19 protein-coding genes and 8 pseudogenes are annotated in these 26,161 nt (G+C 68.2%); 11 read left to right on the top strand and 16 right to left on the bottom strand.

Annotated features, from left to right (window positions below; all coding sequences use genetic code 11):
• Nucleotides 1-56: 56 nt before the first annotated feature.
• Both C1708_RS32835 and istB read left to right on the top strand, forming a co-directional pair.
• Complete coding sequence (locus C1708_RS32835) at nt 57-488, top strand: hypothetical protein (RefSeq protein ID WP_106416049.1); 432 nt, start codon at nt 57-59, stop codon at nt 486-488.
• Nucleotides 485-1,126 (top strand): annotated as a pseudogene (gene istB / locus C1708_RS32830) (IS21-like element helper ATPase IstB); the annotation flags it as partial. The gene C1708_RS32835 and the pseudogene istB, both read left to right, overlap by 4 nt.
• A 431-nt stretch (nt 1,127-1,557) precedes the next feature.
• Here the strand turns inward: istB and C1708_RS35515 are convergent.
• The 3 genes from C1708_RS35515 to C1708_RS32815 form a co-directional block, all read right to left on the bottom strand.
• Nucleotides 1,558-2,535: a tyrosine-type recombinase/integrase gene (locus C1708_RS35515; RefSeq protein WP_241911392.1), complete on the bottom strand. Its 978-nt coding sequence runs from the start codon at nt 2,533-2,535 to the stop codon at nt 1,558-1,560.
• A gap of 664 nt (nt 2,536-3,199) precedes the next feature.
• Nucleotides 3,200-3,514: a helix-turn-helix domain-containing protein gene (locus tag C1708_RS32820; RefSeq protein WP_106416047.1), complete on the bottom strand. Its 315-nt coding sequence runs from the start codon at nt 3,512-3,514 to the stop codon at nt 3,200-3,202.
• Complete coding sequence (locus C1708_RS32815) at nt 3,511-4,575, bottom strand: tyrosine-type recombinase/integrase (RefSeq protein WP_198602674.1); 1,065 nt, start codon at nt 4,573-4,575, stop codon at nt 3,511-3,513. Before C1708_RS32815 ends, C1708_RS32820 begins: the two co-directional genes overlap by 4 nt.
• Before the next feature lie 145 nt (nt 4,576-4,720).
• Here C1708_RS32815 and C1708_RS32810 point away from each other — a divergent pair.
• Nucleotides 4,721-4,861 (top strand): annotated as a pseudogene (locus tag C1708_RS32810) (ATP-binding protein); the annotation flags it as partial.
• A gap of 45 nt (nt 4,862-4,906) precedes the next feature.
• Nucleotides 4,907-5,218, top strand: coding sequence for a HEAT repeat domain-containing protein (locus tag C1708_RS33665; RefSeq protein ID WP_107503097.1), 312 nt, complete (start codon nt 4,907-4,909; stop codon nt 5,216-5,218).
• Here C1708_RS33665 and C1708_RS32805 read toward each other — a convergent pair.
• A protein-coding gene (locus C1708_RS32805; RefSeq protein WP_106416014.1) for an IS3 family transposase occupies nt 5,159-6,372 on the bottom strand; the annotation gives its coding sequence in 2 pieces (ribosomal slippage) (nt 5,159-6,117 and nt 6,117-6,372; 1,215 coding nt in all). The genes C1708_RS33665 and C1708_RS32805 overlap by 60 nt on opposite strands.
• Nucleotides 6,373-6,582: 210 nt before the next feature.
• Nucleotides 6,583-7,388 (bottom strand): IS5 family transposase gene (locus C1708_RS32800; protein WP_241911481.1). Its coding sequence is split into 2 segments (ribosomal slippage): nt 6,583-7,058 and nt 7,058-7,388, totalling 807 coding nucleotides; the frame shifts between segments, so codons are not numbered across the junction.
• Between the two features lie 402 nt (nt 7,389-7,790).
• Here C1708_RS32800 and C1708_RS32795 point away from each other — a divergent pair.
• Nucleotides 7,791-8,540: pseudogene (locus tag C1708_RS32795) on the top strand (transposase).
• A 6-nt stretch (nt 8,541-8,546) separates the two neighbouring features.
• On the opposite strand, the gene C1708_RS32790 reads toward C1708_RS32795, so the two are convergent.
• Together C1708_RS32790 and C1708_RS32785 are read right to left on the bottom strand one after the other, a co-directional pair.
• On the bottom strand, nt 8,547-8,990 hold the full coding sequence (locus tag C1708_RS32790; protein WP_106416045.1) for a hypothetical protein: 444 nt from the start codon (nt 8,988-8,990) through the stop codon (nt 8,547-8,549).
• A 436-nt stretch (nt 8,991-9,426) separates the two neighbouring features.
• The gene (locus tag C1708_RS32785) at nt 9,427-9,606 is read right to left on the bottom strand and encodes a transposase domain-containing protein (RefSeq protein WP_106416044.1); all 180 of its coding nucleotides are present in this window, start codon (nt 9,604-9,606) and stop codon (nt 9,427-9,429) included.
• A gap of 131 nt (nt 9,607-9,737) precedes the next feature.
• Between C1708_RS32785 and C1708_RS32780 the strand changes: the two genes are divergently transcribed.
• Both C1708_RS32780 and C1708_RS32775 read left to right on the top strand, forming a co-directional pair.
• Nucleotides 9,738-10,748 carry a TerC family protein gene (locus tag C1708_RS32780; protein WP_106416043.1) on the top strand — a complete coding sequence of 337 codons (1,011 nt, stop codon included), beginning with the start codon at nt 9,738-9,740 and terminating at the stop codon, nt 10,746-10,748.
• A gap of 211 nt (nt 10,749-10,959) precedes the next feature.
• Nucleotides 10,960-12,417 (top strand): NF041680 family putative transposase, encoded by a 1,458-nt coding sequence (locus tag C1708_RS32775; RefSeq protein ID WP_106410804.1) that lies wholly within the window; start codon nt 10,960-10,962, stop codon nt 12,415-12,417.
• A gap of 123 nt (nt 12,418-12,540) precedes the next feature.
• On the opposite strand, the gene C1708_RS32770 is transcribed toward C1708_RS32775, so the two are convergent.
• Nucleotides 12,541-13,806 carry an IS701 family transposase gene (locus C1708_RS32770; RefSeq protein ID WP_106416016.1) on the bottom strand — a complete coding sequence of 422 codons (1,266 nt, stop codon included), beginning with the start codon at nt 13,804-13,806 and terminating at the stop codon, nt 12,541-12,543.
• Between the two features lie 102 nt (nt 13,807-13,908).
• Between C1708_RS32770 and C1708_RS32765 the strand changes: the two genes are divergently transcribed.
• Both C1708_RS32765 and C1708_RS32760 read left to right on the top strand, forming a co-directional pair.
• Nucleotides 13,909-15,000 (top strand): IS630 family transposase, encoded by a 1,092-nt coding sequence (locus C1708_RS32765; protein ID WP_106416042.1) that lies wholly within the window; start codon nt 13,909-13,911, stop codon nt 14,998-15,000.
• A 122-nt stretch (nt 15,001-15,122) separates the two neighbouring features.
• On the top strand, nt 15,123-16,496 hold the full coding sequence (locus C1708_RS32760; RefSeq protein WP_106416041.1) for an FAD-dependent oxidoreductase: 1,374 nt from the start codon (nt 15,123-15,125) through the stop codon (nt 16,494-16,496).
• 106 nt (nt 16,497-16,602) lie between these two features.
• Here C1708_RS32760 and C1708_RS32755 read toward each other — a convergent pair whose 3' ends face one another.
• The 6 genes and pseudogenes from C1708_RS32755 to C1708_RS32735 form a co-directional block, all read right to left on the bottom strand.
• Nucleotides 16,603-18,030 (bottom strand): thioesterase domain-containing protein, encoded by a 1,428-nt coding sequence (locus tag C1708_RS32755; protein ID WP_241911391.1) that lies wholly within the window; start codon nt 18,028-18,030, stop codon nt 16,603-16,605.
• On the bottom strand, nt 18,027-18,257 hold the full coding sequence (locus C1708_RS35510; protein ID WP_241911390.1) for a ketoreductase domain-containing protein: 231 nt from the start codon (nt 18,255-18,257) through the stop codon (nt 18,027-18,029). The genes C1708_RS32755 and C1708_RS35510 overlap by 4 nt, the downstream gene beginning before the upstream one ends.
• 89 nt (nt 18,258-18,346) lie before the next feature.
• Nucleotides 18,347-19,109, bottom strand: a pseudogene (locus tag C1708_RS32750) (IS6 family transposase).
• A gap of 185 nt (nt 19,110-19,294) precedes the next feature.
• Nucleotides 19,295-20,011, bottom strand: a pseudogene (locus tag C1708_RS32745) (IS256 family transposase); the annotation flags it as partial.
• A 38-nt stretch (nt 20,012-20,049) separates the two neighbouring features.
• Nucleotides 20,050-21,510: pseudogene (locus C1708_RS32740) on the bottom strand (ISL3 family transposase); the annotation flags it as partial.
• A 198-nt stretch (nt 21,511-21,708) separates the two neighbouring features.
• Nucleotides 21,709-22,210 (bottom strand): annotated as a pseudogene (locus tag C1708_RS32735) (transposase); the annotation flags it as partial.
• Between the two features lie 215 nt (nt 22,211-22,425).
• Between C1708_RS32735 and C1708_RS32730 the strand changes: the two are divergent.
• Complete coding sequence (locus C1708_RS32730; RefSeq protein WP_157951314.1) at nt 22,426-22,851, top strand: Imm10 family immunity protein; 426 nt, start codon at nt 22,426-22,428, stop codon at nt 22,849-22,851.
• A 216-nt stretch (nt 22,852-23,067) separates the two neighbouring features.
• Here the strand turns inward: C1708_RS32730 and C1708_RS32725 are convergent, their stop codons facing one another.
• A complete protein-coding gene (locus C1708_RS32725) occupies nt 23,068-23,871 on the bottom strand; it encodes a class I SAM-dependent methyltransferase (RefSeq protein ID WP_198602767.1) in 804 nt (267 codons plus the stop codon).
• 196 nt (nt 23,872-24,067) lie between these two features.
• Nucleotides 24,068-25,300, bottom strand: a complete 1,233-nt coding sequence (locus tag C1708_RS32720; protein ID WP_502696127.1) for an IS701 family transposase — start codon at nt 25,298-25,300, stop codon at nt 24,068-24,070.
• A gap of 290 nt (nt 25,301-25,590) precedes the next feature.
• Between C1708_RS32720 and C1708_RS32715 the strand changes: the two are divergent.
• Nucleotides 25,591-26,131 (top strand): annotated as a pseudogene (locus C1708_RS32715) (DEAD/DEAH box helicase family protein); the annotation flags it as partial.
• Nucleotides 26,132-26,161: the final 30 nt, after the last annotated feature.

The raw sequence follows: 26,161 nt of genomic DNA, 5'->3' as shown, positions 1-26,161 counted from the left end.
CGCCGAGAGGGTCGTCCTGGACCACTTCCTGGAGGTGCTGCTGGCCAAGCCCGGCGATGGCCGGCTCCGAAGCCTTGGACCAGGCCCGCCGGGAGGGCTCGTTCACTTCCGCGCACGAGGCGTTCTGGGCTGCGGCGAAGACCTCGGCCGGGGACACGGACGGCACGAAGGAGCTGGTTCATGTCCTGTTGCTGCACCGGCACATGGAACACGGGGACGTGGTCGCGGGGATCCGGGCGGCTCTCGCCGTCGGGTCGTGCACCGCCGATGTCGTCGCGCTGGAAGCCCGCAAGGCCGCGCAGGCCGACGGCCGGTCCCCGACCGTCACCGCCGGCGGGTCCTTGCCGGCTCTTCCCGAGACCGGGCCCAGTGACGTGGTCAGCCTGACCGCCCGCCGGGTCGCCCGGCTGCCCGACGACACCCGTCCGCTGCCCTCTTTGGACCGCTGGGACCAGTTGCTGAACCACTCCCGGAAGGACGCGCCATGACCGGCCCGCACCACAATCTGACCGAGCCCGCCTCGCATGCCGCGATCGACACCGCCTGCCGGGTCCTGCGGCTGCCGACCATGCGGTCCCAGTTCCCCGACCTGGTCACCCGGGCAGAACGGGAACGCATGTCCTACCGGGGTTTCCTTGCCGAGCTGCTGATGGCCGAGTGCGAGGAACGTGACCGGCGCCGCTCGGAGCGGCGGATCCGGGCGGCCGGCTTCCCCCGTCAGAAGTGGCTGTCCGACTTCGACTACACCGCCAACCCGAACGTCGAGCCCGCGGTGGTCAACAACCTCGCGACCTGCGAATGGGTCCGCAAGGGCGAGCCGCTCTGCCTGATCGGCGACTCCGGCACCGGCAAGTCGCACTTGCTGATCGGCCTGGGCGCCGCTGCTGCCATGGCCGGCTACCGGGTTCGTTACGCGCTGGCCGCGAAACTCGTCAACGAGCTCGTCGAGGCCGCCGACGAGAAACAGCTGACCAAGACGATCGCCCGCTACGGACGCGTCGACCTTCTCTGCATCGACGAACTCGGCTATCTCGAGCTCGACCGCCGCGGCGCGGAGATGCTGTTCCAGGTCCTGACCGAACGCGAGGAGAAGAACAGCGTCGCCATCGCCTCGAACGAGTCGTTCAGCAAAGCGCACATGTTCCGGCGAATACGTGCCAGGTGGTGCCGAAACGTCACGGGTTCATCTTGCGGAAGTCCTGGTACTCGTCGCAGACCAAGCCTTGGTTTACCCAGCGTTGGGGGTCTGCGGCGAGATCACGCTCGGCCAGGTGCAAGGCTTCCTCGGGGGTGGGCAGCAAGGCGATCTCCCGTCCCCACGTCTCCTCCTCGGGGTCCAGGGGCGGGAACTCGGTGATGTCGAGGAAGTTGTCGGTGCCGACGTCTTCGACATCGCTCAAATAAATCGTCACGCCGGAGATGCCGGGGCTGAGGGCGATCCAGCGAAGCCCTTGGTGACCGTCGCGCTCGACCCTGCCGAGGAACTGCTCGATCTGCTTTCCGCGACGGAGGGCAGCGAGAGCGAAAGAGGGGATGAGGTGCCGCATGCAGGTTCCTCTACTGGTGCTGGTCGGGCAGACGCCCTGGGTCGATGTGATCAGAAAGGTAGACGAGGGTGGCCTGCGGGTCCATGCCGAAGGCGGCGGCGACGAGCTTGGGGTCCATGGTGTTCACCAGGTCGACGAGGCGGGTGCTGCGGATCATTCGGGGCGGGTATCCGCAGTCGTCAAGGACGTGGGAAAGATAGGCAGTTGAGGCCGGGCTTCGCCCGGCCTTGGTTCCTTTGGTGACCATCACGTGCGGGTTGGATGTCGGCCATGCCTCGCGGTGGGCCAGGCAGCGTTGCAGCACGGTCCAGGAGGCGGGGTCCAGCGGGACGGGATGGGGCCGCTTCCCCAGCCGGACAGTATGGGCCTGCTGGTCGATGTCGTCGGTCTTCAGTATCCGCATCTCGGAGCTGGAGGCGCCATGCAGCAGAGCGAGCATGCCCATCACTGCTTCGTGCGGGTGCACGTGGCTGTCGGTTGTCCACCGCCTGAACAGCTCGCGCTGCTGGTCGAGGGCGAGGGTCTGGCCGCGGAAGCTGTTCGTCTCCTTCGCGACCAGCTCGCGGGTGGGGTCGACCAGCAGCATCTTCTGGGACCGGGCGAAGCGAAAGAACTGCCGCAGCACGGTCAGCCGCCGCTTGCGTCCCTTGGGCAGGGTGGACAGGAAGGCTTCGACATCGTGCACGTCGACGAGGGCCCAGGCGTTCTTGTTCCGTTCGTCGACCAGGAAGAGAGCGAGGTCACGCAGGGTGGCCAGGGCTGTCTCCAGGGTGTGGTTGCTGCGAGGGCGGGTGCCCGCTCGGCGGGCTCGGTCCTGGGCCCGCATCCGGGAGGTGTCGAAGGCGACGACGGCTTGCCGCAGCAGTTCGGGGACGGCCTCGATGCGTCGTTGCCGTCGGCCGGCGGCGAGCCGTTCGGCCTGGTCAGTGGGCAGTGCCAGGTGGTGGAGGGTGAAGAAGTCCTCGAGTGCGCGGGCGAAGGAGCCCATCGACCGTCCGGGCCTGCGGGACCTTTCCAACAGAGCCTGGGGCGAGGTGGAGTGCCCGTCTTCCAGGAGTCTGCCGAGGTCGGTGACGAAGCCGCAGGCTCTGGCGATGCAGTGCCGGGCGGCGACATGGGCGACGAAGTCCTCCAGCCAGGAAGGTGGATCGGCGAGCCGGTCGCGGAGGTGTTCCCCACGGATGAAGGGCCGGCCAGGGTGCTTTTGCCAGCAGGCCGAGCACAGCCCCAATCCCGCATGTCGCCGCACCTGGCCGCACTCGCGGCAGGTCCTCGGAGGATGTTTCTCCTGCCGGGGCCGTGAACAGTGGCCGCACCAGCCGGTCGCCTCACGCAGATAGCCGGGCCGGTGGCAGCGCGGACATGTCTGCTGGGCCGCCCGCTGGTCGGCCTTGCGCCGGCAGTCGCGGCACAGGCGGTTCTGCGATGACCGGACGGGGTGGCCGCATTCCTGGCATACGCGTGAGCAGATGATGCACCGGCCGGTGTCCTGCTGCAGGACGCGGTCGCGGCCGCAGCCAGGGCAAACCGCCCTGGCGGCCTGCTCGTTCAGTCGGTGCCAGCACCGGCAGCAGTGCTGGCGGTCGAGATATCCGACGGGGGCACCGCAGGTGACGCAGTCCCGTTGCTTCTTGCCCATCGCAGCCCGCCGGTCACAGAGGCGGCATCGACCGGCCCCTGGCGGAGGCGGCATGCGGCAGGTCGGCGACTGGACGAGGAGGTGCGAGGGGCCGTTCGACGGGGGTGGTGTCGACCTCGATCAGGTCGTTGGGAGTGCACTCCAGCGCGGTGCACAACGCGGCCAGCGTGGTCATCTTCACCTGCGAGGGTTCCTTGGTGAACAGCGCGGATACCGATGCCGAGGACAGTTCCAGGTCGGCCTTCTCGGCCAGCAGCCGCCGCAGTTCCGTCCCGGTCCACACCTCGCGCTGGGCGGCAGCCATTCGCAGCCGCCATTGGATCTTCATGCCGTGGTGTCCTTCCCGGTCAGCTCGGCCAGAATGCTGGCGACCGCGCGTTGATAGGCGTCTTCGATGAAGGTCGCGGAGGGCCGGACATAACGCATGGTCGAGCTGACGGTCCAGTGACCGAGCATCTGCTGGATCGCGACGAGATCGACTCCACGTTCGTAGTTGTGCGTCGCGCAAGCTCTTCGCAGAGCATGTGGGCTGAACCGCTCGGATGCCGGACGTCCTTCGAGTTCCATCAGATAGCGGAGCCGGTTGCGGATGGTCCCGCGATGCAGGCTGCCGCCGGACTCGTCGGCGAAGAGCACCGGCGAGTCGGGGAACTTGGGCCGCACGTCCTCCAGGAACCACCGCAGGACCAGGTCCAGGCCGTCGAGCATGGGAACCCACCGAGGCCGCGGCCCGGACGTGTGGGCTCCCTTGCCGAAGCGAACGTGGAGCTTGCCGAACGGGCCGCGGGTGAAGTGTAGGTCCGGCCTCTCCAGCAGCGATGCCTCCTCTGAGCGGAGCCCGGCGTGATACAGCGTCCGGAACATCGCATAGTCCCTCGCTGCGGGTCCGTACTTCCTCGCGGCCGCGATCCTCTGTTTCATGAAGGAGAAAAACTCGTTCACCCGCTCTGGTGTCGGCGGCGGCAGCGAGGCCGACGAGTCGTCGCCGACATGGCGGGAGGCGTTGAACTCGTCGACCGGGCAGACCAGCCGGACACCGAACGCTGCCTCGATCTCGGCTGCCTTGCGGGCCTGCAGGAACCGGTGGAACCTCTTAAAGATCTGCACATACTCGCGGCGGGTCGACGCCGCCCGGCCCTTCACCGCGAGATCACCGACCACCCGGTCGATGTCCTCGGGCGTGACTTCCCACGCGGGCCGTCCCAGTGCGGTGAGTGTCCGCTCCAGCAGGCCGATGTCGTTGTCGATGGTCACCGGGCTGAACCCGCGGGCCCTCCACGAGGCGACGAACGCGTCGACGCACATGGTCTGGAACTGCCACGGGTCCGTGGTCAGCGGCTCCTGCGGGACGGCTCCGCCTGCGATGACCTGGAGTCTGGCCTCGGCCACCGGCACACCTTCCTCGCACCTGAACGGTCAAGGCAGCACCTGGAAAACCCGGGTGTCACCACGAGAACCAACGAGGACCCCAGGAGTGGGATACGGCCAGGTGGCAGCGGCAACCCTTGTGAGGGAACAAGTGCCAGCCCCAGATGGCTGGACCAAGACATTCACCGACCCCCGCCTCTGCGCGGCCATCGTCGACCGCCTCACCTTCAACGGCACCATCATCGAGACCGGCACCGAGTCCTACCGTCTCGCCCGCACCAGGGCCGCACAACAGAAGAACGGATAGAGGTCCGCCACCACAGGCTCGGGAAGGCACTGGCAAGCTGGAGCCATGCCGCCGCTCTCCGACGATCAACAGCTGAGCGCTCTGTTCGAACAGGCGAACTCGCCTGCCTGGTCGGTCCGTGCTGCAGCCGGACGACAGCTCGCGGCCGCACCACGGACCGACCAGGCAGTGGAAGTCTTGTTCCGTCTTCTCCTGGACCCCGACGACACTGCCGTCACCAGGGAAACAGCACAGGCACTGCTCGAACGCGGTGACACATCACCTCTGAGGCGTCCCCTGGAGTGTGGACACGGGGGTTCATGCCGCGAGCGTGAGTCTATGCTCTGCCCGGTGCTGCTGTTCGAACTCGACAGGTGAGAGGTAGCCGAGTGAGCTGTGCCGCCTGCGAGCGTTGTAGTAGGTGAGCCATTGGAAGATCTCCAGCCTGGCCTGTCGTACCGTCGTGAACACCGTCTGCATCGCTTCTCTCTTCAGCCCCTGCCAGAAGCTCTCGGCGAGGGCGTTGTCGTAGCTCGACCCGACACGGCCCATGCTCCTGCGGATGCCGAAATGGGCGCTGACCTGGGCGAACGCCGCCGAGGTGTATTGCGAGCCCCTGTCCGCGTGGAAGATCACTCCGTCCACGTGGCCGCCGCGGGTCGCCACCGCCATCGTGAGCGCGTCGACGACCAGCTCGGTGCGCATGTGCGTGGCCATCGACCAGCCGAGCACCCGGCGCGAGCAGATGTCCAAGACGCAGGCCAGATACAGCCACGTGCCGCCGACCTGCACGTATGTGATGTCGCCGCACCACTTCTCGTCCAGGCGGTCGGCGGCGAAGTCGCGTCGGACCAGGTCCGGGGCGGGCGGCGCGAGCCGGTCGGGGATCGTGGTGCGTTTGCGCCGGCGCAGGTGTCGGCCCTCGATCCCCTCGCGGCGCATCAGCCGCTCGATCCGCTTGCGGTTGACCGTGTGCCCGAAGCCCCGCAACTCGGCGTGCACGCGCCGCACTCCGTAGGTGCCGCGGTGGTCGTCGTGGATCTGGCGGATCTCCGCGACCAGCGCGTCGTCGGCAGCCCGGCGCTCGGCGCGGGCGACCGCGCCAGCCGTCCACCGGTAGTAGCCCGAGCGCGAGACCCCGAGGACACGGCATATCCGCTGCACGCCGAAGTCGGCGCGGTGGAGGGAGATGAAGTCCCAGCGGCCGGTCATGCCTTCATCTCCCGGGCGAAATACTGGGCCGCCCGCCGCAGGATCTCCCGCTCCAACTGCCACTCGGCCTCGGCTTTGCGCAGCCTGCCGAGCTCGGCCCGAAGCCGGGTCAGTTCCTCGTCCCTGCCCTCCACCGGGCCGTCGGTGCCGCGGGCCCGGCCCGCCTGCTCGTCGGCCTGGCGCACCCAGGACCGCAGCGTCTCGCCGGTCACCCCGACATCCGCCGCCACCGCCGCATACGTGCGCCGACCCGCGGCCGCGCGATACAACGCCACCGCGTCGTTCCTGAACTCCTCCGGATACGGAGACCTACGTCCCACCAGGACACCCTTCCTCAGACCATCAAGATCCATTGTCAGAGTGTCCACACCCCAGGGGCCACCTCACCTCGTCGATCACGACAACAGGTGGAGCCAGTCCAAAGCGGAAGCCGGGGCCACTTCAAACCGGAACTCTCGCTGAAACGATCTCTCGATGGGGCCACGTCAGACCGGAAAAACGGGGCCAAATCAGACCGTTAAGAGGGTGTCTCACGTGGTGAGTTTTGCGAGCTTCTTGTAGCAGGTCAGGGTCGCCGCGAGTCCGAGGAAGGCCAGAAAGTGGCTGCCCTTTCGCTCGTATCGGACGGTCAGGCGGCGGTAGCCGAAAAGCCAGGAGATCGACCGTTCGATCTTCCAGCGGTGCCGGCCGAGCCGTTCGCTGGACTCGATGCCGGGCCTGGCGATGCGCGGGACGATGCCCCGCTCGCGCAGCCACTTCAGCCTGTCGGCGGAGTGGTACGCCTTGTCCGCGCGGAGTCTGCCGGGGCGGCGCCTTCGCGGGCCGCGCCGGGAGCGGATGGCGGGGATGCCCAGGACCAGCGGCAGCAGCGCCTGGCTGTCATGGACGTTCGCGCCGGAGACGCCAAGAGCGAGAGGGAGGCCCTGGGCGTCGGACAGGACGTGGAGCTTGCTGCCCCTCTTGCCCCGGTCGACCGGATTGCGCCCGGTCAGCGATCCCCCCTTTTCGCGCGGACGGAGGCCGCGTCCACGATGGCCGAGGTCCAGTCCACCTCGCCGCGGGCGCCGAGCTCGTCCAGAACGGCCTGGTGCAGCCGCCGCCACAGCCCGTCCCTGGTCCATACGGAGAACCGGCGGTGCGCGGTGGCCGGCGAGACGCCGAACGTCTCCGGCAGGTGCCGCCAGGCACAGCCGCTGGTCAGCACGTACACCACAGCCGTGAACACGGCCCGCTCATCAACCGGAGCCGTACCGCCTCCCTGCGGACGGGAAGCGAAGGGAGGCAGCAACGGTGCGACCAGCGACCAGAGTTCGTCAGGAACCAACCGCTGCGACAAACCAACACCCATGGCACAGCATCATGCCGCATCCACCTCACACCACGTGAGACACCCTCTAAGTCGTTCATCGCTCAAGGAGACGCAAGGTGATGGTGCGGGTGACGAGGCGGATTCCTGGGTCTTCCGAGCTGCGGGTCTGGTAGTGCAGGCCGGGCGTTTGGTCTTGATCGGGGCGGTGCGGTCGGGGTGGTCGCGTATGCCCCGGCGGGGAAGGCCAGCGATGAAGAACTTCAGTGCCTGGGCGAGGTGTTCAGGGGGAAAAGGCCGCCGCGACGGAGTCATTGAGCGTTTTCAGCGTGGCCACCGATCGGGTGATGGCCTCGGTGCCCGCAACGGACAGGGCCCCTGTGCCGTTGGGTGAGGTGTTCGAAGTCTCAACCTGCCCGTCCAGGAGCCCTGTTGGTTCCCTATCCTGCCGCACTCGACCTGCCCCATGCCCTGGTCGAGTGGGTCACGATGCTCATCGTCACCCGTGAGGGTGACCGACGCTGCAAACTCCCGCCGCACCAGCGTGCCCTCGTTGCCCTCGCCTACCTGCGCAAGCACGACACCCTCACCCAGATCGCCGCCGGCTTCGGCATATCCGTCGGCACCGCCCACGCCTACACCACCGCCGTCGTGCGACTCCCCGCCGGCCGGGCACCGGGCCTGCTCAAGACCCTGCGCGAGCACGACCCGGACTACGTGCTCTTGGACGGCACCCTCAGCGAGTGCGACCGCCTGGGCGACGGACGCGCCGACTACTCGCACAAACACCGACGCCACGGCGTGAACATACAGGTCGTCACCGATCCCGACGGCCGGCTGCTGTGAATCTCGCCGGCCCTGCCGGGCCGGGCCCACGACCTGTCCGCAGCACGCACCCACCGCATCATCCGGATCTGCGAACGCCAGGGCGTCCCGATCGTCGCCGACCGCGCCTACATTGGCGCGGGCCCCTGGGTCACCACCGCCATCCGACGCCCACCCAACGGCGAACTCACGCCGACCGAGCGGACGCCGAACCGCGCACTCGCCCACGCCCGTGCTCCCGTCGAACGAGGCGTCGCCCGGCTGAAGTCCTGGCGGATCTTCCGCCGAAGTCGCTGCAGCCCGAACCGGATGACGGTCATCGCCGCCGCGGTCCTCACCCTGGGGAGGCAACGCTGAAAACGCTCACTGACGGCGTCCAGGACGGGCGGAAAGCTGATGCGGGTGGGGTCCCGCTCCGGTGATCACGGCGGCTCGGGTGAGCAGCGAGCGGAGTGCCTGGTAGAGGAAGAGCAGGGCCCGCAGTTCCTGACGGGCCCCCTCGGCGGTGCGCGAGCGCAGGACTCCTCCCGGTGTGCGCAGGTCCACCTCGACCAGGCGGAAGAGGATCTCCACGTGCCAGCGGTCCGCGCAGATCCGTGCGGGTTCGATCGCGGGTGCCCGATCGAGGTCGAGCAGAGTGGTGATCAGCGCGAAGACCTCGGAGACGTCGTCGTCAGCGGCGCTGTACTCGATCACGCGGACCGTGACCCGCTCCCGGGTCCGTCTGCCGCGCAGTTCGGACAGGCAGGTGCCGTCCTCCAGGCGCTTTTTGACCGGCAGGGTGGAGGAGTCGGAGACGTGCCACAACAGATGTGCGCCGGTGGCGGCACTGACCGTGTACAGATCGCAGGAAGGAAAGCCCCGGTCGGCAGCAGCATGCCGGGGGTAAGATTTCCCAGCAGCCGCTCGAAGAGGGCACGTTCGCCGACCTCGATGGAGTCGAAGGCGGCTCCGACCAGGGCCATGCTGCCGCGTTCGGCCAGCGCGACCAGGCGGGCCTGCGGCAACGCCCCGCCGGCCGGGGTGCCGAAGGCCGACGCGTTGTCCGTGCCGGCGGACACGTCGAAGACCGTGCCGTCCACGACCACTTTGCGCAGGTCACGCCAGAACACCTCGTCATGACCGGCTGGAACCGTCGCGCGGTGACTTCGAACAGCGCACGCAGCGGCGCGCTGCCCAGCCGGTCCCCGGCCCGGGACCGGGACCGGAAGATCGCCCCGTCCGCCGGCACCACACAGCCGTCTCAGCCACCCCGCGCCCACCGCGGTCCGCGCAACAGGTTCCGCAGCACCCGCACGCGCCCCTTGCCGAAGTCCAGCCACAACGCCATCGACAGATAGACCATCAACCGGGCAGGCAGAGTCCGATTGTGCTGCTCGCGCCCACCCGTCGCCTCGACCGTCGCACAGACCAGACCGGCCACCTCAAGTCATGGACATTGGGCTCTGACCAGCGCATGGAGCAGCAAGCCCGCACCTACCCCCTACTCTTTCTTTACTGTTTCTTGGGCATCCTTGTACCCTTGGCAGCTCTCGCCGTAGGAAGGAATTCAGGTTGAACGTCTCAACGACCATGTGGGTGCTCACCGTTGTAGGGCTGTGCGTGCTCATCGCGGCCGACTTCTTAATCGGCGGCCGCAAGCCACACGAAGTCTCGATCAAGGAGGCGGGTATCTGGACGACCGTCTGGATCGTTCTCGCCGTCCTCTTCGGTGTGGGCCTGCTGATCTGGGGCAGCGGACAGGCCTCCGGTGAGTTCTTCGCGGGTTACGTCACCGAAAAGTCGCTCAGTGTCGACAATTTGTTCGTCTTCGTGCTGATCATGGCGAAGTTCGCGGTCCCGTCGGTCTACCAACAGCGCGTGCTGATGGTCGGCGTGCTGATCGCGCTGGTCCTGCGCGCCGTGTTCATCGCCGCGGGCGCCGCCGCGATCAACTCGTTCGCCTGGGTCTTCTTCATCTTCGGCGCCTTCCTCATCTGGACCGCCTGGAAGCTCGTCCAGGAGGCGCGGGCCGGCGAGGAGGACGAGGACTGGGAGGAGGGCCGCCTGATGAAGGCCGTCGAACGGCGCCTGCCCTCCACCGACACGTGGCACGGCATGAAGCTGTTCGTCCGCGAGAACGGCAAGCGGCTGGCCACCCCGATGCTGATCGTCATGCTGGCGATCGGCATCACGGACCTGCTCTTCGCGGTGGACTCGATCCCCGCGATCTTCGGCCTGACCCAGGACCCGTACATCGTCTTCACCGCCAACGCCTTCGCGCTGATGGGTCTGCGCCAGCTGTACTTCCTCATCATCGGCCTGCTGAAGAAGCTGGTCCACCTGTCGTACGGCCTGTCGGTCATCCTCGCCTTCATCGGCGTGAAGCTGGTCCTGCACGGCATCCACGAGACGACGAGTCTGAACGTCCCGGAGGTCTCGCTCCCGGTCTCGCTGGGTGTCATCTTCGGCGTACTGATCATCACGACGATCACCAGCCTCGTCGCGACGAGGAAGGCGGCGAAGGAGGCGCCGAAGGCAGAGGCGGAGAAGGCCGGGAACGAGAACGCGGACGTTCAGGGCTGAGCCCCTTCCCGTGGGATAGGGGACCCCTAGCTTCACCGTCCGTCCTCCACAAGGCCGTGTGCGGCCGCCTAGCTTGATCTTTAACGTCCGGCGTCGAATGGCGTCTCGAACTTGATCACTCGGTTCGGTATCCGGCGGACGCAGAAGCGGCCTTCGTCTGAACATGTGCTCCGACCAAGGAACACACACGTCCAGCACGAAGGCCGCAAGGATGAGTCTGCTGCAACGCGACACCCGGCAAGAGGAATTGGCGCAACTGTCACGCTTCCGGGGCGAGTTCTACTCCTGTCTCACCGCTCGTTCGGATGCGTTGTTCGAGCTGGCCGACGCCGTCCTGTGCGGTGACGGGCCGGTCAGGTCGCTGGCCGAGCTGTCATTGGTGGGCGAACACCGTCGCGGTCACGGCGGACTTTACGCGGCGGTGGCCCGCGGCCAAGTGGATACGGACCGGCTGCGGCAGGCCCTGACCGCGGTGCCCCTGCCGCGGGCCGCTGATGGCCGGCTGGTCCTGGCTGTCGACATCACCTGTTGGCTGCGGCCCAATGCTCACACCTCACCGCAACGGATCCTGTGCCACACCTACGGACGCGGCAAGGACCAGCACATCCCCGTTCCCGGCTGGCCGTACTCCATCGTCTGCGCGCTCGAGCCCGGCCGCAGTTCATGGACCGCGCCGCTGGACGCGCTTCGGCTGGCACCCGGGGACGACACTGCCACAGTCACCGCCCGCCAACTGCGCGAACTGGTTGAGCGACTGATCAGGGCGGGTCAGTGGCAGACGGGCGACCCGGACATCCTCATCGTCGCGGACGCCGGCTACGACGCACCCCGCCTGGCCTTCCTCCTGCGAGATCTGCCCGTGCAGGTGCTGGCCCGGATGCGTTCGGACCGGGTCCTGCGCAGGCCTGTTCCGCCTCGTCGGCCGGGCACGATGGGCCGCCCGCCCCGGCACGGCGGCGAGTTCGTCTTCGGCCAGCCCGACACCTGGGGCACCCCGGACACCCAGACCGTCACCGACACCCGCCTCTACGGCACCGCCCTGGCCCGCTCCTGGAACCGGCTGCATCCCAAGCTGACCCACCGCTCCTCCTGGGCCATGGCCGACGGCACCCTCCCCATCATCGAGGGGACGGTGATCCGCCTGGACATCGACCACCTGCCCAGCGGAGCCACCCCCAAGCCGGTCTGGCTGTGGTGGTCGGGCACCGACGCCACCGAAGCCGACGCCGACCGCCTCTGGCAGTCCTACCTGCGACGCTTCGACATCGAGCACACCTTCCGCCTGTTCAAGCAGACCCTGGGCTGGACCACACCGAAGATCCGCACCCCCGAAGCGGCCGACCGCTGGACCTGGCTGATCCTCGCCGCCTACACCCAACTGCGGCTCGCCCGGCCGCTGGCAGCCGACCGGCGCCGCCCCTGGGAGAAACCCAGCCCGCCGGACAGACTCACCCCCGCCCGTGTCCGCCGGGACTTCCGACACATCCGCCCGACGACCGCCTGCCCGGCCCAGGCACCGAAACCCTCCCGGCCCGGTCCTGGACGACCACCGGGCCGCAAGAACACCCAGCCCACACCCCGCCACGACGTGCACACACCCCGCAAAGCACAGCCGACGCAACGACGAACAAAGAAGTCAACGACCCCACGGCCCCGCCGCACAGGTTAAAGATCAAGCTAGTAGTGCTTGGTCAGGTCCGGAGTGGGGTGGGTATGTCGCGGTGGCAGGTGGGGCAGGCGCCGGTCCAGGTGGCGAGGAGTGTCTGCAGTTCCCGGACGACTTGGTAGAGGCTCAGACCTGCGCCGCTTCTTTTGGGTGGCGGGCCAGTCGTTGCAGGGTGCAAAAGGCGTGGGCGGCGGAGACGAGGGTGACGTGGTGGTGCCAGCCGGCCCAGGTGCGGCCCTCGAAGTGGGCCAGGCCCAGCGCCTGTTTCATCTCGCGGTAGTCGTGCTCAATGCGCCAGCGGAGTTTGGCCAGCCGCACCAGGGTGGCCAGCGGCATGCCGGAGGGCAGGTTCGACAGCCAGAACTGCACCGGTTCGCTCTCGGTGGCCGGCCACTCGGCCAGCAGCCACCGCTCGGGCAGCTCCGGATCGTCGGCGGCCCTGCGGACGCCGCGTCCGGCCGGGCGGATGCGCAGGGCGACGAAGCGCGAGTACATGCGCTTGACGCCACTGCGGCCCTTGCCCGGCCGGGAGCCCTCCCGCCAGGACACCGGCCGGGCCGCCGTCCGGCCGGCCGCGATGACCAGGTCCTTCACGGGCTGCGCGGGCTCGGGGTACTGGATCTTCGGCGGACGCCCGGTGCCCGCATAGACCGGTTGGACGGGCCGGGCCTCGGCCGGATGCGCGGTGTGACGGCCGGAGATGCCGACCGCATAGGGCAGGTCCCGTTCCTCCAGGCCGAGGCGGAAGGCGGCGGCATCGCCGTAGCCGGCGTCCGCGACCACCAGTGGGATGTCGATGCCCCACGAGAGGGTCTCGTCGATCATGTCCAAAGCGAGCTGCCACTTCTCCACATGCCCGACCTGGTCGGGAACGCCGCAGCGGGTGCGGCGGGCGACCTTGGCCGGATCCGCCTCGGGCGAGGCCGGATCCCAGGAGGACGGCACGAACAGCCGCCAGTCGATCGCAGCCGAGGCATGATCGGTGGCCAGGTGCACCGAGACGCCCACCTGGCAGTTGGTGACCTTGCCCGCGGTGCCGGTGTACTGCCGGGCCACACACGCCGACGCATCCCCATCCTTCAGGAAGCCGGTGTCGTCCACGATCAGCGCTTCCGGGCCGATCGCCTCGTGCATCCGCCAGGCCAGCCGGGCCCGCACATGCGCCGCATCCCACGGACTGGAGGTGATGAAGTGGGCCAGCGCCTGCCGGTTGCCGTCCCCGCCGAGACGGGCCGCCATCGGTTCCACCGACTTGCGCCGTCCGTCCAGCAGCAGCCCGCGCACATACGCCTGCCCCCACCGCCGTTGATCCGCCCGGAAGAACCCGTCGAACAACTCCGCCGCGAACGCCTCCAGGTCCTCCCGGACCCCGGCCAACTCCTCAGGTGTCACACCACCTCAACGACACCCACGAGCAAACGGACACGCCACCCGCGAGTGAAGATAACCAAGCCCTACTAGTGACCTGAGTCGGAGACTCGTCGTTGGTTTGGCATGAGTCGTCCGGGTCCGAAGATTCCGCCGTTGTCGGTGACCGATGCCCAGCGGGCCGTGCTGGAGGGCTGGGTGCGCCGCCGCTCGACCGCTCAGGCACTGGCCCAGCGTTCAAGGATCGTGCTGGAGTGCGCCGACGGACACTCGATCATGGAGGTGTCGCGCCGGCTGGGTGCCTCTCCGGACACGGTCCGCACCTGGCGGCGACGCTTCCTCGAGCGAGGGCTGGACGGCCTGTGTGACGAGCCGCGGCCCGGTGCTCCGCGGAAGATCACCGACGCGGACGTCGAGCGGGTCATCGTCAAGACGCTGGAGGAGAAGCCGAAGAACGCCACCCACTGGTCGACCAGGTCGATGGCGGCGGCCACGGGCATGTCCCAGTCCGCGATCTCGCGGATCTGGCGGGCGTTCGCCCTGGCCCCGCACCGGTCACAGACGTTCAAGCTGTCCACCGACCCGCTGTTCATCGACAAAGTCCGTGACGTCGTCGGGTTGTATCTGGATCCGCCGGAGAAGGCCCTGGTCCTGTGTGTGGACGAGAAGTCGCAGATCCAGGCCCTCGACCGCTCTCAGCCGGTGCTGCCGATGATGCCCGGGGTTCCTGAGCGCCGCAGCCACGACTACGTCCGGGCCGGCACCACCACCCTGTTCGCGGCCCTGGAGGTCGCCACCGGCAAAGTGATCGGCTCCCTGCACCGCAGGCACCGGGCCGTGGAGTTCAAGAAGTTCCTGGCCAGGCTGGACAAGGAGGTGCCCGCCGACCTCGAGGTCCATCTCATCCTGGACAACTACGTCACCCACAAGACACCCGCCGTCAAGAAGTGGCTGCTGGCTCACCCGCGGTTCCATCTGCACTTCACTCCGACGAGTTCGTCCTGGCTGAACCTGGTGGAGCGGTGGTTCGCCGAGCTCACGCAGAAGAAGCTCAAGCGCGGTGTCCACCGCTCCGTCCAGGCCCTCGAACGCGATATTCGTTCCTGGCTGGCCGACTGGAACGACAATCCACGACCGTTCGTCTGGACGAAGACTGCCGACGAAATCCTCGACAAAGTCGCGGCCTACTGCCGACGAATCTCCGACTCAGGTCACTAGCATCGCGGCGTGACGCAGTCGGCTCAACGGCACGGGCACAGTGCCCGACCGGGGCACGGGCCTGGGGTGTGGCCGCCGCTTCGCAGTGACTCGTGGGGGCCGCACAACATCCGGGAGCATGCATGGCTGCACGAATCGTGGTGGCGGGCGGGGGCATAGCCGGACTGAGCGCCGCGCTGCTGCTCGCCCGCCAGGGGTACGCGGTGGACCTGGTGGAGCGGGACGGTCCCCCGCCGAAGGACCTCGGCGACGTTCAGGAGTGGCAGCGGCCGGGTGCGCCGCAGGTCCGCCACCCGCACATGTTCCTCGGCCTGTTCCGGCACCTGCTGCACACCCGGTTGCCGGATGTGCACGAGGATCTGCTCGCACATGGAGTCGACGAGGTGGACATGACCGCGCCGCCCGGGGTCGAGGCCCCGGCCGACGCGACCGAGCTGGCGAGCTTCGGCTCACGCCGGGCGACCGTCGAGTGGGTACTGCACCGCGCCCTGCAGGGGCAGGCCGGTGTCCGGGTCCACCACGGCCTCTCGGTCCGTGAGGTCGTGGTGGACCGGGGACGCGTCCGGGGTGTGCGGGTGAACGGCGCGGTGATCGACGCGGACGCGGTGGTGGACGCCACGGGGCGTCGCTCGCCGCTGGTCGGCGCCTTCACCAAGGAGGTGGAGGAGAGCCCCTGCGGCAACGTCTACCACAGCCGTTTCTACCGACTCCTTGACGGCGTGCCGAAGCCGCCTACGTTCCTGGTTCCCGTGGTCTTCGCGGGTGGAGCGGGCTTCGGCGGCGGGCTCTACGCACATGACAACCGTACGTTCGCGGTGGTGTTCGCCCGGCTGCCGGAGGACGAGGCACTCGGGCGGCTGCGCGAGACCGGCACGTTCGAGGCCGCCGCGAACGCGGTGGCCCAGTTCGAGCCGTGGCTCCGGCCGGGCAGCGCCGAGCCGATCGGGGACGTCGTACCGATGGCCGGACTCACCAACACCTGGCGCGAGCTGACGCCCGACACCCCGTCCGGCTATCTGCCGATCGGGGACGTGCTGTGCACGACCGATCCCATCCTGGGCCGTGGCGCTTCCTTCGCCCTGGCCGGTGCGGCCGAACTCAGTGACCTGATGGGCCGCCACGGCGCGGACCTGGAGGCGGTGGGCGCAGGGCTGCGGGCCTACGTCCGGCGCACGGTCCGCCCCTGGTACGAGGACGGGGTCCACGACGACGTGGAGCGCACCCGGAGCTGGCGCGCGACGGTGGACGGCCGTCCGGAGCCGCCCTCCGGCCTCCCGCCGGCCGTTCTCACCGCCCTGGCCGGTCAGCAGGACCACCACCTGTGGGAACTGGCGCAACTGCGCGCCAATCTGATGGCTTCCCCGGACAGCCTGGACACCCCCGAGGTACGTGAGCGGCTGGACGCCGTACTGGCCACCGGCTGGGAGCCTCCGGTGCTCTCCCCCGGTCCGTCCTACACGGAGCTGACGGACGCGCTGGCCGCGCACAACGGCTGAACGGACCCGATGCCACAGGGCTCCGGCGTGTGCCGGGGCCCTGTGGCGTCTCGTACGCGGGGCTGCCCCGCCCGGACCCGGCCGGCCGGGGCAGCCCCGCCTCGACTCAACCGGCCTTCGGTCGCGGGATGTCGCGCAACCAGGCGTCGACGGCCTCGGTGGTCGTGGCGGCGCCGGACTGCATCATGGAGAAGTGGTCGCCCGGAACCTCCCGCGTGGTGTTCGGCAGCGGCCAGCTCAGGCGCCACCCGTCGCCCGGGACGGTGTCGGTCACCGGCTCGCCCGCGCGGACGAACAGGGCCGGTGTGCGCACCGGTTCGGGCTTCCAGTCGTCGAACAGCCGCAGATAGGCGCCCATCGCGGTGAGCCGGGCGCTGTCGAGCCGCCCGACCGTGGACTCGTGGTCGAACATCATGTCGGTCAGCGCGTCCTGTACCTGGGTGAACGCGGAACTGCCCGGCAGGTAGGTGTCGATCAGTACGGTACCCACCGGCGGCACACCCCGAGCGTCCAGCCGGCTCGTCACCGCGTGCGCCAGCCAGCCACCGGCCGAGTGGCCGACGAGGGCGAACGCGCGGGCCTCGGCGCACCGCAGCACGAGGTCGGCGTGCAGATCGACGATGGCGTCCACACCGGCCGGCACCGGCTCGTGCGCCGTGAACCCCGGCACCGGCACGAACCACGCCTCGCGTCGCTGCTTGAGGGCCGTGCCGAAGCAGGCGTACTGGTAGACGCCGGACAGCGCGGTGATCGTGGACAGGCAGACCAGCACGGGTTCGTCGGAACCGGAGGCCAGGCGGACCGGCCGGGGCGGGGTGGCCAGCGCCGCCGGGTCGGTGAACTGCTCCCGGAGCCGGGACGCCGCGGCGAGCAGGTCCATCGCCTCGCGCGCCTTCCGCTGCCGGCAGGCCGCCCGGTACAGCGCCTCGATGCTGTCCGGCGCGCCGCTCTCCACAAGGGTCCTGCGGGCTTCCTCCGCCGGGGCGGGGCTCGGCCCGGCCGCCAGTTCCTCATCCAGGTACGCCGCCAGCGCGAGCGGGGTCGCGTGGTCGAAGACCAGGGTCGCGGGCAGCCGCAACTCCGTCGAGGCCTGCACCCGGTTGCGCAGCTCGACGGCGGTGAGCGAGTCGAAGCCGAGCTCGGTGAACGCCCCGTCGAACGGGACCTGGCCGACGTCGGCGTGGCCGAGCACGGCGGCCGCGGCGGAGCGGACCAGGTGCAGCAGCGCCTGCCGGCGCTTCTGCGGTGTCAGACCGGCAAGTTCCCGCCGTACCGTCGCCTCCCGCTCCCGCTCCGCCGATCTGTTCGGCGCGGTCCGGGCGGGCACCCTCACCAGGCTGCGGAGGAACGGCGGGATCGTCGCATCGGCACCCCGGGCGCGCAGGGTCGCCAGGTCCACCCGCGCTCCGAGTACGGTCGCCTCACCCGTCGCCAGCGCGGCATCGAGCAGCGCCAGTCCGCCCTCGGTGTCCAGCGGGGCCAGACCCGCGCGCGTCATCCGGCGCAGGTCCGCCTCAAACAGATGGGTGGTCATCCCGTGCGCTGTCCCCACAGGCCCCACGCGATGGAGAGCGCGGGCAGTCCGGCGGCGCGACGGTGCCGGGCCAGACCGTCCAGCAGGACGTTCGCCGCCGCATAGTTGGCCTGACCGGGGCTGCCGAGGGCGGCGGCCGCCGAGGAGAACAGGACGAAGGCCGCCGGTGGGTGCTCGCGGGTCAGGTCGTGCAGGTGGATCGCCCCGTCGGCCTTCGACCGCAGCACTCGGTCCAGTGGCGCTGTCACATTATTGGGTGCGTGGGTCTCTGGCGGCGCGTCGGGGCGTGGGGAGGGGCCGGGTTCCGGGCCGGTGTTCAGGCGTCGGCGGGCTGGCCGGCGGCGCGGGTGATCTGGTCCCAGATGGCGAAGCGGATGGTCATCTCGGCTCGGTAGCCGGGGGCGGTCATCAGGTGGCAGCGGGGCCGGAAGTGGGGTGAGATGCCGCTGAACGCGGCCAGGAACCGCTGGGTTCCGCCGACGCTGCGGAAGCCTTTCATGGCGCGTTCGCGCTGTCGGGTGGGCTGGTGGCTGTTCTCGGCCCGGTTGTTCAGGCCCTTGTACGAGCGGTGCTCGACCGAGGGCATGACCTCGCGGTGGGCCGCTCGGTAGGAGCGCAGCTTGTCGGTGACGATCACCCGGGGCACCGTGCGGGTCTTCTTCAGCAGGCGGCGGAAGAAGCGCCTGGCCGCGGCCTTGTCCCGCCGGTTCTGCACGAGGATGTCCAGGACGGTGCCGTCGGCGTCCACGGCCCGCCACAGGTACTTCAGCTCACCGTTGATCCTCACGAAGACCTCGTCCAGGTGCCACTTGTCGCCCGGCCGGGGCTGGCGGCGGCGCAGGCCGTTGGCGTAGGTCTGCCCGAACTTCGCGCACCAGCGCCGGACCGTCTCGTGGGAGACAGACGAGCACGCCGCGCTCGAGCATCAGCTCCTCGACCTCGCGGAAGCTGAGCGGGAAACGGAAGTACAGCCACACGCCGTGCGCGATCACCTCGACCGGGTACCGGTGCCCCTTGCACGACGGCGACGCGGACGACACGAGCAAACCCCACCCCGGCACAGCCAACTCCAAAATCATCCCAGGCCGGTCAGCCAACCTGACAACGCCCTTTCACGGTGTTGTCGACCTTCGTCTCGGTGGTGTCGGCGAACACGAACGCGAGGGGGACCAGGCCCTCCCGACCGGTCGGCGGGTAGATCCGCCGCCACAGCCGCTCCTCGTGGGGGAGTGTCTGCGGAACGGTGTAACTCCGTTGGTTGATTTCAGTTGTTGGTCATGCCGGTGGTGAGTCGGCCGTCGAACGCGATGCCGAAGGCGTTCAGGGCCAGCTTCCAGCGGCGGGTCCAGGCTGTCGTGCCGGTGCCCTTCGGGTCCAGGCTCATGATCGCCAGGTAGGCGCACTTGAGGGCGGCCTGGTCGGTCGGGAAGTGGCCGCGGGCCCGGACGGCCTTGCGGATCCCGGCGTTGAACGACTCGATCGCGTTGGTCGTGCAGATGACCTTCCGGATCTCCGCGTCGAAGGAAAGGAAGGGTACGAACTCCGCCCAGGCGTTCTCCCAGAGCCGGACGATTGCCCGGTACTTCGTTCCCCGTTTCCCCTGGAACTCGCCGAACCGCTCGGCTGCCGCGGCCTCGGTCGGAGCCGTGCAGACAGGCCGCAGGTCCTTCGCGAGTTTCTCCCAGTCCTGCCGGCCCGCGTAGCGGAAACTGTTCCGCAGCAGATGAACCACGCAGGTCTGGACCACGGCCAGGAGCCAGACGCGGGTCACGGACTCGGGAAGTTCCCTGAGCCCGTCGCAGACCACCATGAGGACATCCGCGACGCCCCGGTTCTTGATCTCGGTGAGGACATGCTGCCAGTACTTGGCCCCCTCACCGTCGTCACCGACCCACAGGCCGAGAATGTCGCGGGTCCCTTCCGCCGTCACGGCGAGCGCCATGTAGACGGGCCGGTTGGCGACCTGGCCGTCGCGGATCTTGGTTCTGTCGACGATCTTGTGATCCGGTGGGTTGAGGCTCATTGTGTGAGCAGGACGCGTTTGCGAAGGAGATCGAGGCTGGCGCGGCCGAACATCTGGCGTTTCAGCATTTTCAGTCGGTTAATGTTGCCCTCGACGGCACCGGAGCTGTGGGGCAGGGACAGTCCGTTGCGGACGGCGTCGAAGTCGCGGCGGAGGTTGCGGGCGAAGCCCGCAAGCGGGGCCAGGCTGTCCCGTTCGACGTCGGTGATCCAGTCTTCAAGGCGGTCGCCGTGGCGGCCGGTCATCATCGCGGCGAACTTCCTGACGTGAAGGGTGAGCCGGTCGAGTTCGGAATCGCGCTCACGCAGCCGGTGCAGCTTGTCGGCGTTCTCGTCCCGCAGGTGCTCGGGGTGGGTCATGATCCAGGAGGCGACCTCGCGGACCGACGGAGGCTTGGGTCCCGGGTCGGGTGCGTGTCCGCGCCCGGTCCGGTAGCGCCGCAGATGGCGCTGGACGGCCAACTCGCCTCCCGGATAGCCGAGCTCTTGGATCTCCCGGTAGAGCTGGGCGGCGTTTCGGATGCCTTCGCTCCAGCGCCGGTGCAGGTGGCCGACGTATGGGTCGACGATATGCGCCCGTTGCAGGCTCTTGGCGACGACGTCATCGGCGGAGCGAGCACTCACCAGCTTGCGGACGGTCGCCTGGTGCAGTCCGAGTTCCCGGCCGATCGCCGCCTTTGACATCCCCTGTTCCCAGAGCTCATGGGCGGCGGCATGCTGCTCACGCAGCCGGGCCACGATCTTCAGTTCTTTCGGGGGCTGCACCACCTCGGGCTTCACCGAGGGGGTGTCGTGGCTACTGGCCTGTGCTGGAGGCGGTTCCCCTAGACGGGAGCGATAGGCGTTGACCGTCTTCTCGACCGCCTGGCCGAGGTTGGCCCACAGGTGATAGCGATCCGCAACCTGTTCGGCCTGCGGCGCCCCGACCCGAGCGCCCTCCCCGTATCCGCTGGAACGGTCCCGGCAGATGACCGTCACCTCGGGGTGATCGCGGAGCCAGGCAGCCAGGTCCTCCCCGTCGCGGCCGTCGTAGAGGTGTAGCGGCCGGTGGGGGGCCATGTCGATCAATACCGTGCCGTAGTGGCGGCCCTTGCGGAAGGCGAAGTCGTCGACGCCGAGGACCTCCACCTTGCCGATTTCCGGTTCGGGCAGGGACCTGACCAGTCGCAACAGTGTGTCCCTGCCTATGGTGAGGCCGACCGCGGACGCCAGTCGGGCTCCTGCCCGGCCGGTCAGGGCCAGCCCGATCTGCGTCAACATCTCGCGCAGCAGCGGGGTATGCCGACTGTGCGGGGTGGTCAGTCCCAGGACCTGCTCGGCGAACGTCACCGCCGTGCAGGCAGGGTTCTCGCAGCGGAAGCGGCGGATACGTAACTCGATCACGACACCGAGCCCGCCCACGGCGACATCACGCAGCCTGCGTACGTACTGGCCGTGCACTCGGGCCGAGCTCTGACCGCACCGGCAGGAGCCGTCGTCGCCCGCACCCGCGTTCTCAGCACTACTTGGTCCGGGCGCCTCTCCACTTCCTCGATCACCAACGCGGTCAGGTACGGAAACAGCTCCAGGAACACATCACGAGAGCACGCGATGCATGATCGCGAACAGGCGGAGCGACAAGCTCAGCCGTCCGGATCACAAGATCGTCGACAGAACCCGGATCTTGACGTTCACGCAGTCGATGAACACGACCGGGTAGACGCGGTCGAGCGGGCGGTTCTGTCACTCGGCCATCCGCTCGAGCACGCTGTCCGTGATCGTGGAGATCGTCTGCCTGGACACATCGGCGCCGCAAACCTCGGCCAGATGCGCGGAGATCTCTCCATGGGTGAGGCCCTTCGCCGACAGCGACAGCACCATCTCGTCGACGCCCGTCAGTCGCCGCTGCCGCTTCTTCACCAGCTCCGGCTCGAAGGACCCGTTCCGGTCCCGCGGGACGTCGATCTCCACCGGTCCGACCTCGGTCGTCACCATCTTCGACCGGTGTCCGTTGCGGTAGTTCCCGCTGCGGCCGTCCTCCGTCCGCCCACCGCTCTCCCGGCCCAGGTGGTCGGTGAGCTCGCCTTCCAGAACTCCCTCCAGCACCAGCTTCGTCAGCTGGCCGGAGAAGTCCTCCTTCTCCGGTCAGGCTCACGCCGTCAGCCTTCACCCGGGCCATCAGCTGGGCCACCAAGGCCCTGTCCAGCGACGGCGCAGCCGTCTTCCGGCCCACCTCAACGGTCGAACGCGTGCTCTGCTTCACGGTCTTGCCCCCATCGGTCACAGCAGCCGTAACCACCGCGACCTACTGGGGAGTTACACCCTTCATGCTACAGACCCGAGCTGAGTAACCTTCGTGTACAAGCAAGGTCGTAAGGAATGGAAATGGGGCGAATGAGCAACCTGTCACCCTATTGGGAAATTACGACGCTGATGATCGGGGAGGAAGTTCCCGGCGTAACCTTCTCCGTCTTCATCGGTGATGGCGTAGATGCAGTGGAGAACGGGTATTACTTTGATCTCCAGCGTTTCGTAGATGATCAGCCAGACGAGCAGAATGTAAGGAATGGGACAGATAGCTACTGTGTTGTGAACGAGAGTGGAGGCGTTCACTACGGCGGCCTCAAAGGAGTCTCCCTACTGTCTGACCTCCTGACTCTAAGCTTCAATGACGAAGCCATCGAGGTGCTGGGTCTCCCTTCCAACATCATTCCATTGGCCATTGCGTCAAGCGTCGACCTTGGAGGGTTGCGAGCAGGGCTGCAGCGTGTCCTCACATACGGGAATCCTCAAAAACTTCCAAGGTTGAATCTGAGGTGAGTTAATTTTGGAGCGAGGGGGTCGATCGGTGTCCCCCGCGCCCCTTATCGGCGGGGAACGGGTGACGTTGAACTGAGCTGTTTCCAACCTCAGCTTGAGCAGGTCAGATACAGAGTGAGGACCGCACCCGCAGCAACCGCTGCAAGCGCTGAACACTTCGCGAAGAACCCGCTGCAGGTGGTCGCGAGCCGGCAGGCCGGCAACGACGAAGGCGGATCAGCGCGCCGGCTCCGACGTGCCTCGCGCCTGGTCGCGGCTGGCGACCACCAGGTATCCATCGCTCTCGGGGTCGAAGGTGGTGGACTGCACCGTGAGCCCGACACTCTGCAACTGCGCCACGAGGTCCTCGTACCGGTAGGGCCAGATGGACAACCGCTCCGAGCAGGCTCGCACTGACCCATCCGGCTCGATCTGGGCGACCACGATCTCGAGGAAGTGTTCCTGCTCCCAGCGCTGCTCGATCTGCCAGTAGTAGCTGACGACCGCATCGCGGCCGTTGCGGCGGATGAGCCGATCGCGGACGTCCACCCGTGAGCCGGCGGAGCGCACGAGCTCCCAGTTGCGTGAGTGGAGCACGAGGCGTCCGCCCGGATTCAGCAGCCGCGACATCGCTTCCAGTGCGGTCAGGCGCCCGGCTGCGCCCTCGGCGTGCCCCAGCGAGTTGCCGACGCAGAACACCAGATCGAACGTGGAGTCCTCCAGGTGGTCGGGCAGCTCGTCCCAGCTCGCGCGGAGGGCTCGAAGCGAGACACCCTGCTCGTCGGCGGCCTTCTCGGTCCGGCGAACCATCCCCTTGCTGGCGTCTGTGGCGACCACGTCAAGGCCAAGACTTGCGAGACCGACGGCGAGCTGGCCGGTTCCACACGCGCAGTCGAGGACGCGCGCGTTGGGCGGCAGAGAGCCCATGACATCGCTGTAGTAAACCGCGGCTGCCTTGGCGGGGGTCAACCTGTCGTCCCCGATCAGCCACTCGTATACGTCGGAAAGTGCCCCATAACCAGCCACCGCGATAACCTCCATCACTCGACAACGCGCGGTCTTAGTACTCCAGCAGCGGTTCGCTATCTGGCCTGGTCAGAGGCATTGTCGGGAGTGTAGTTGGCTGCTGGCACGTCAGGGGCTGTCTTTCCGGACCGCCCCTCCAACGAATGACATCGTCGTCGGTAGTGACAGTGTCGGGCCACGGCCTGATGCCTTCGCCGCCATCGCGACCAACTCAGCGCATGGATGCGAAGGGGCGGGCGGGGCCGGTGGGCGGGGTCAGTTGCCAGCAGCCGACGGACTTCTGCCACGGTGAGCGGGACCATGGTGGAACCGTTTCTGCGCCCCCCTTTGCCGCCGCCTGGGCCGCCGTGACCGCGAGAAAGGCATGCGCGAGCATGGCCAGGGTGATGTGCCTCATCCGTCCGACGTAGCGGCGGACTTCGTACTGGTCCAGGCCGCACTCGTTCTTCGCAGCCTGGAAGCATTCCTCGATCGCCCACCGACGTCCGGCAACGCGCACGAGCTGGTCGACACCGGCTCCCACCGGCGCGTATGCGAGGTAGTAGGCGACCTGATCGGGTCTGCTGATGCTGCGCCGGGCCAGCGCCCAGCGGTGATGGGCGGGCCGCTCACTGTCGAAGTCCTCGATCACCGGGAGCTGGACGGCTGCCCAGTCATAGACGCGCGGGCCCTTGGCGCCGTCGCCGCACGAACGTTGCTCCCATGCCTCATCCGGTGCCTGGCTGAAGAGATAGCCGATCCGGCCGAAGCGGGGCACCGGCTGGGACTTCGGGACGGCGAGCACATAGCCGACGGCGGTTTCTTCCAGTACCCGCCGAAAGCGCCACTCCTGGCCGTAGGCGGCATCCGCGGTCACCCAGGCGATCGGCAGCGGCGAGGCGAGTGCGCGCAGCACCATGGCCCTGGCCAGTTCTGGTTTGGTGGCGAAGACCCTCTCATCAGGAATCTTGGCGGCGCGGCAGCGTTCGCGGTCGTCCGTCCAGGACTTGGGCAGATACAGTTCGCGGTCCACCAGGGCGCGTCCGTGGGTGGTGGCGTAGGCGGCGAAGACACCGATCTGGCAGTTCTCGGTGCGGCCGGCGGTGCCGGAGTACTGGCGCTGGACACCTGCGGAGGTGGTGCCTTTCTTGACGAAGCCAGTGTCGTCGAGGATGAGGACTCCGTCGGCTTCGCCGAGTCGTTCAGCGACGTATGCCTGCAGGTCGTCGCGGATGTCGTCGGCGTTCCAGGTAGTTCCGTTCAGCAGCCGTTGCAGGCCGTCGGGGGTGCGGTGGCCTGCGTGTTCGGCCAGCTGCCAGCCGTTCTTGCGGCCGACCGGGCCGAGCAGGGCACGGACGTAGTCACGCATACGGCGTCGCAGATCGGCACGGCCGAAACGGTGGCCGATGCGCAGGAAGAGGTCGTCGAGTTCACGGTCCCAGGTCGCGTCGGCAAGGCCATCGATCACGCGGGAAGACTGCCCTCGTCACAGCGCAGACAGTTCTCGATGTCATTCGTTGGAGGGGCAGTCCGGCAAGACAGCCCCTGACGTGCCAGCAGCCAACTACACTTCCGACAATGCCTCTGACCAGGCCAGATAGCGAACCGCTGCTGGAGTACTAGCCAACGGGGCACCCTACCGATGGCATCTCGCGGACAGGTCGATCTGAAACAATCCGGGTACGGTGACCAACCTGCACGCGGCCGTCTGGAAGAGCAGGAGAACTAGGGCATCGGGGAGACAAGGAAACCTATGTGATTCAGCTCAAAGAACACCAGGTCGACCAGAAGTTGGCCTTTCGTAAGTGGGTGGGATTCCCTGCAAGGTCATCTGTGCCCCCGCAGGGTGCTCGGGGCACGATCGTGTCAGCGACCGGGTCGGGCAAGACGATCACGGCCGCCGCATGCGCGCTGGAGTGCTTCTCCGGCGGCCGGATCCTGGTGACGGTGCCGACCCTGGACCTGCTCGTGCAGGACTGCCCAGGCGTGGCGTCTGGTGGGCCACCGGGCGCCGATGGTGGCGGTGTGCTCGCTGGAGACCGATCCGATCCTCAATGAGCTGGGGGTGCGCACCACCACCAACCCGATCCAGCTCGCCCTGTGGGCCAGCTCCGGGCCCGTGGTCGTGTTCGCCACGTACGCCTCTCTCGTGGACCGTGAGGACATCGACGCTCCCGAGGGCCAGCGCAAGGTTCGCGGGCCGCTGGAGGCCGCGCTGGCGGGCGGAGAGCGCCTCTACGGCCAGCGCATGGCGAGCTTCGACCTCGCGATCGTGGACGAGGCCCACTCAACCGCTTCTACGAACCGCGCACGCCCACGGACGTCG

The organism is Streptomyces sp. DH-12 (genome assembly GCF_002899455.1).
Classification (GTDB): domain Bacteria; phylum Actinomycetota; class Actinomycetes; order Streptomycetales; family Streptomycetaceae; genus Streptomyces.
Note: the sequence above shows the minus strand (reverse complement) of the source record. Positions and strands in the feature narration are given on the sequence as shown.

Bases quoted from the DNA above. Each gene is read 5' to 3' on its own strand.
- C1708_RS32835 (WP_106416049.1), top strand. From the start codon at position 57: ATGGCCGGCTCCGAAGCCTTGGACCAGGCCCGCCGGGAGGGCTCGTTC.
- C1708_RS35515 (WP_241911392.1), bottom strand. From the start codon at position 2,535: ATGGGCTCCTTCGCCCGCGCACTCGAGGACTTCTTCACCCTCCACCAC.
- C1708_RS32820 (WP_106416047.1), bottom strand. From the start codon at position 3,514: ATGAAGATCCAATGGCGGCTGCGAATGGCTGCCGCCCAGCGCGAGGTG.
- C1708_RS33665 (WP_107503097.1), top strand. From the start codon at position 4,907: ATGCCGCCGCTCTCCGACGATCAACAGCTGAGCGCTCTGTTCGAACAG.
- C1708_RS32775 (WP_106410804.1), top strand. From the start codon at position 10,960: ATGAGTCTGCTGCAACGCGACACCCGGCAAGAGGAATTGGCGCAACTG.
- C1708_RS32765 (WP_106416042.1), top strand. From the start codon at position 13,909: ATGAGTCGTCCGGGTCCGAAGATTCCGCCGTTGTCGGTGACCGATGCC.
- C1708_RS32760 (WP_106416041.1), top strand. From the start codon at position 15,123: ATGGCTGCACGAATCGTGGTGGCGGGCGGGGGCATAGCCGGACTGAGC.
- C1708_RS32755 (WP_241911391.1), bottom strand. From the start codon at position 18,030: ATGACCACCCATCTGTTTGAGGCGGACCTGCGCCGGATGACGCGCGCG.
- C1708_RS32730 (WP_157951314.1), top strand. From the start codon at position 22,426: ATGAGCAACCTGTCACCCTATTGGGAAATTACGACGCTGATGATCGGG.
- C1708_RS32725 (WP_198602767.1), bottom strand. From the start codon at position 23,871: ATGGAGGTTATCGCGGTGGCTGGTTATGGGGCACTTTCCGACGTATAC.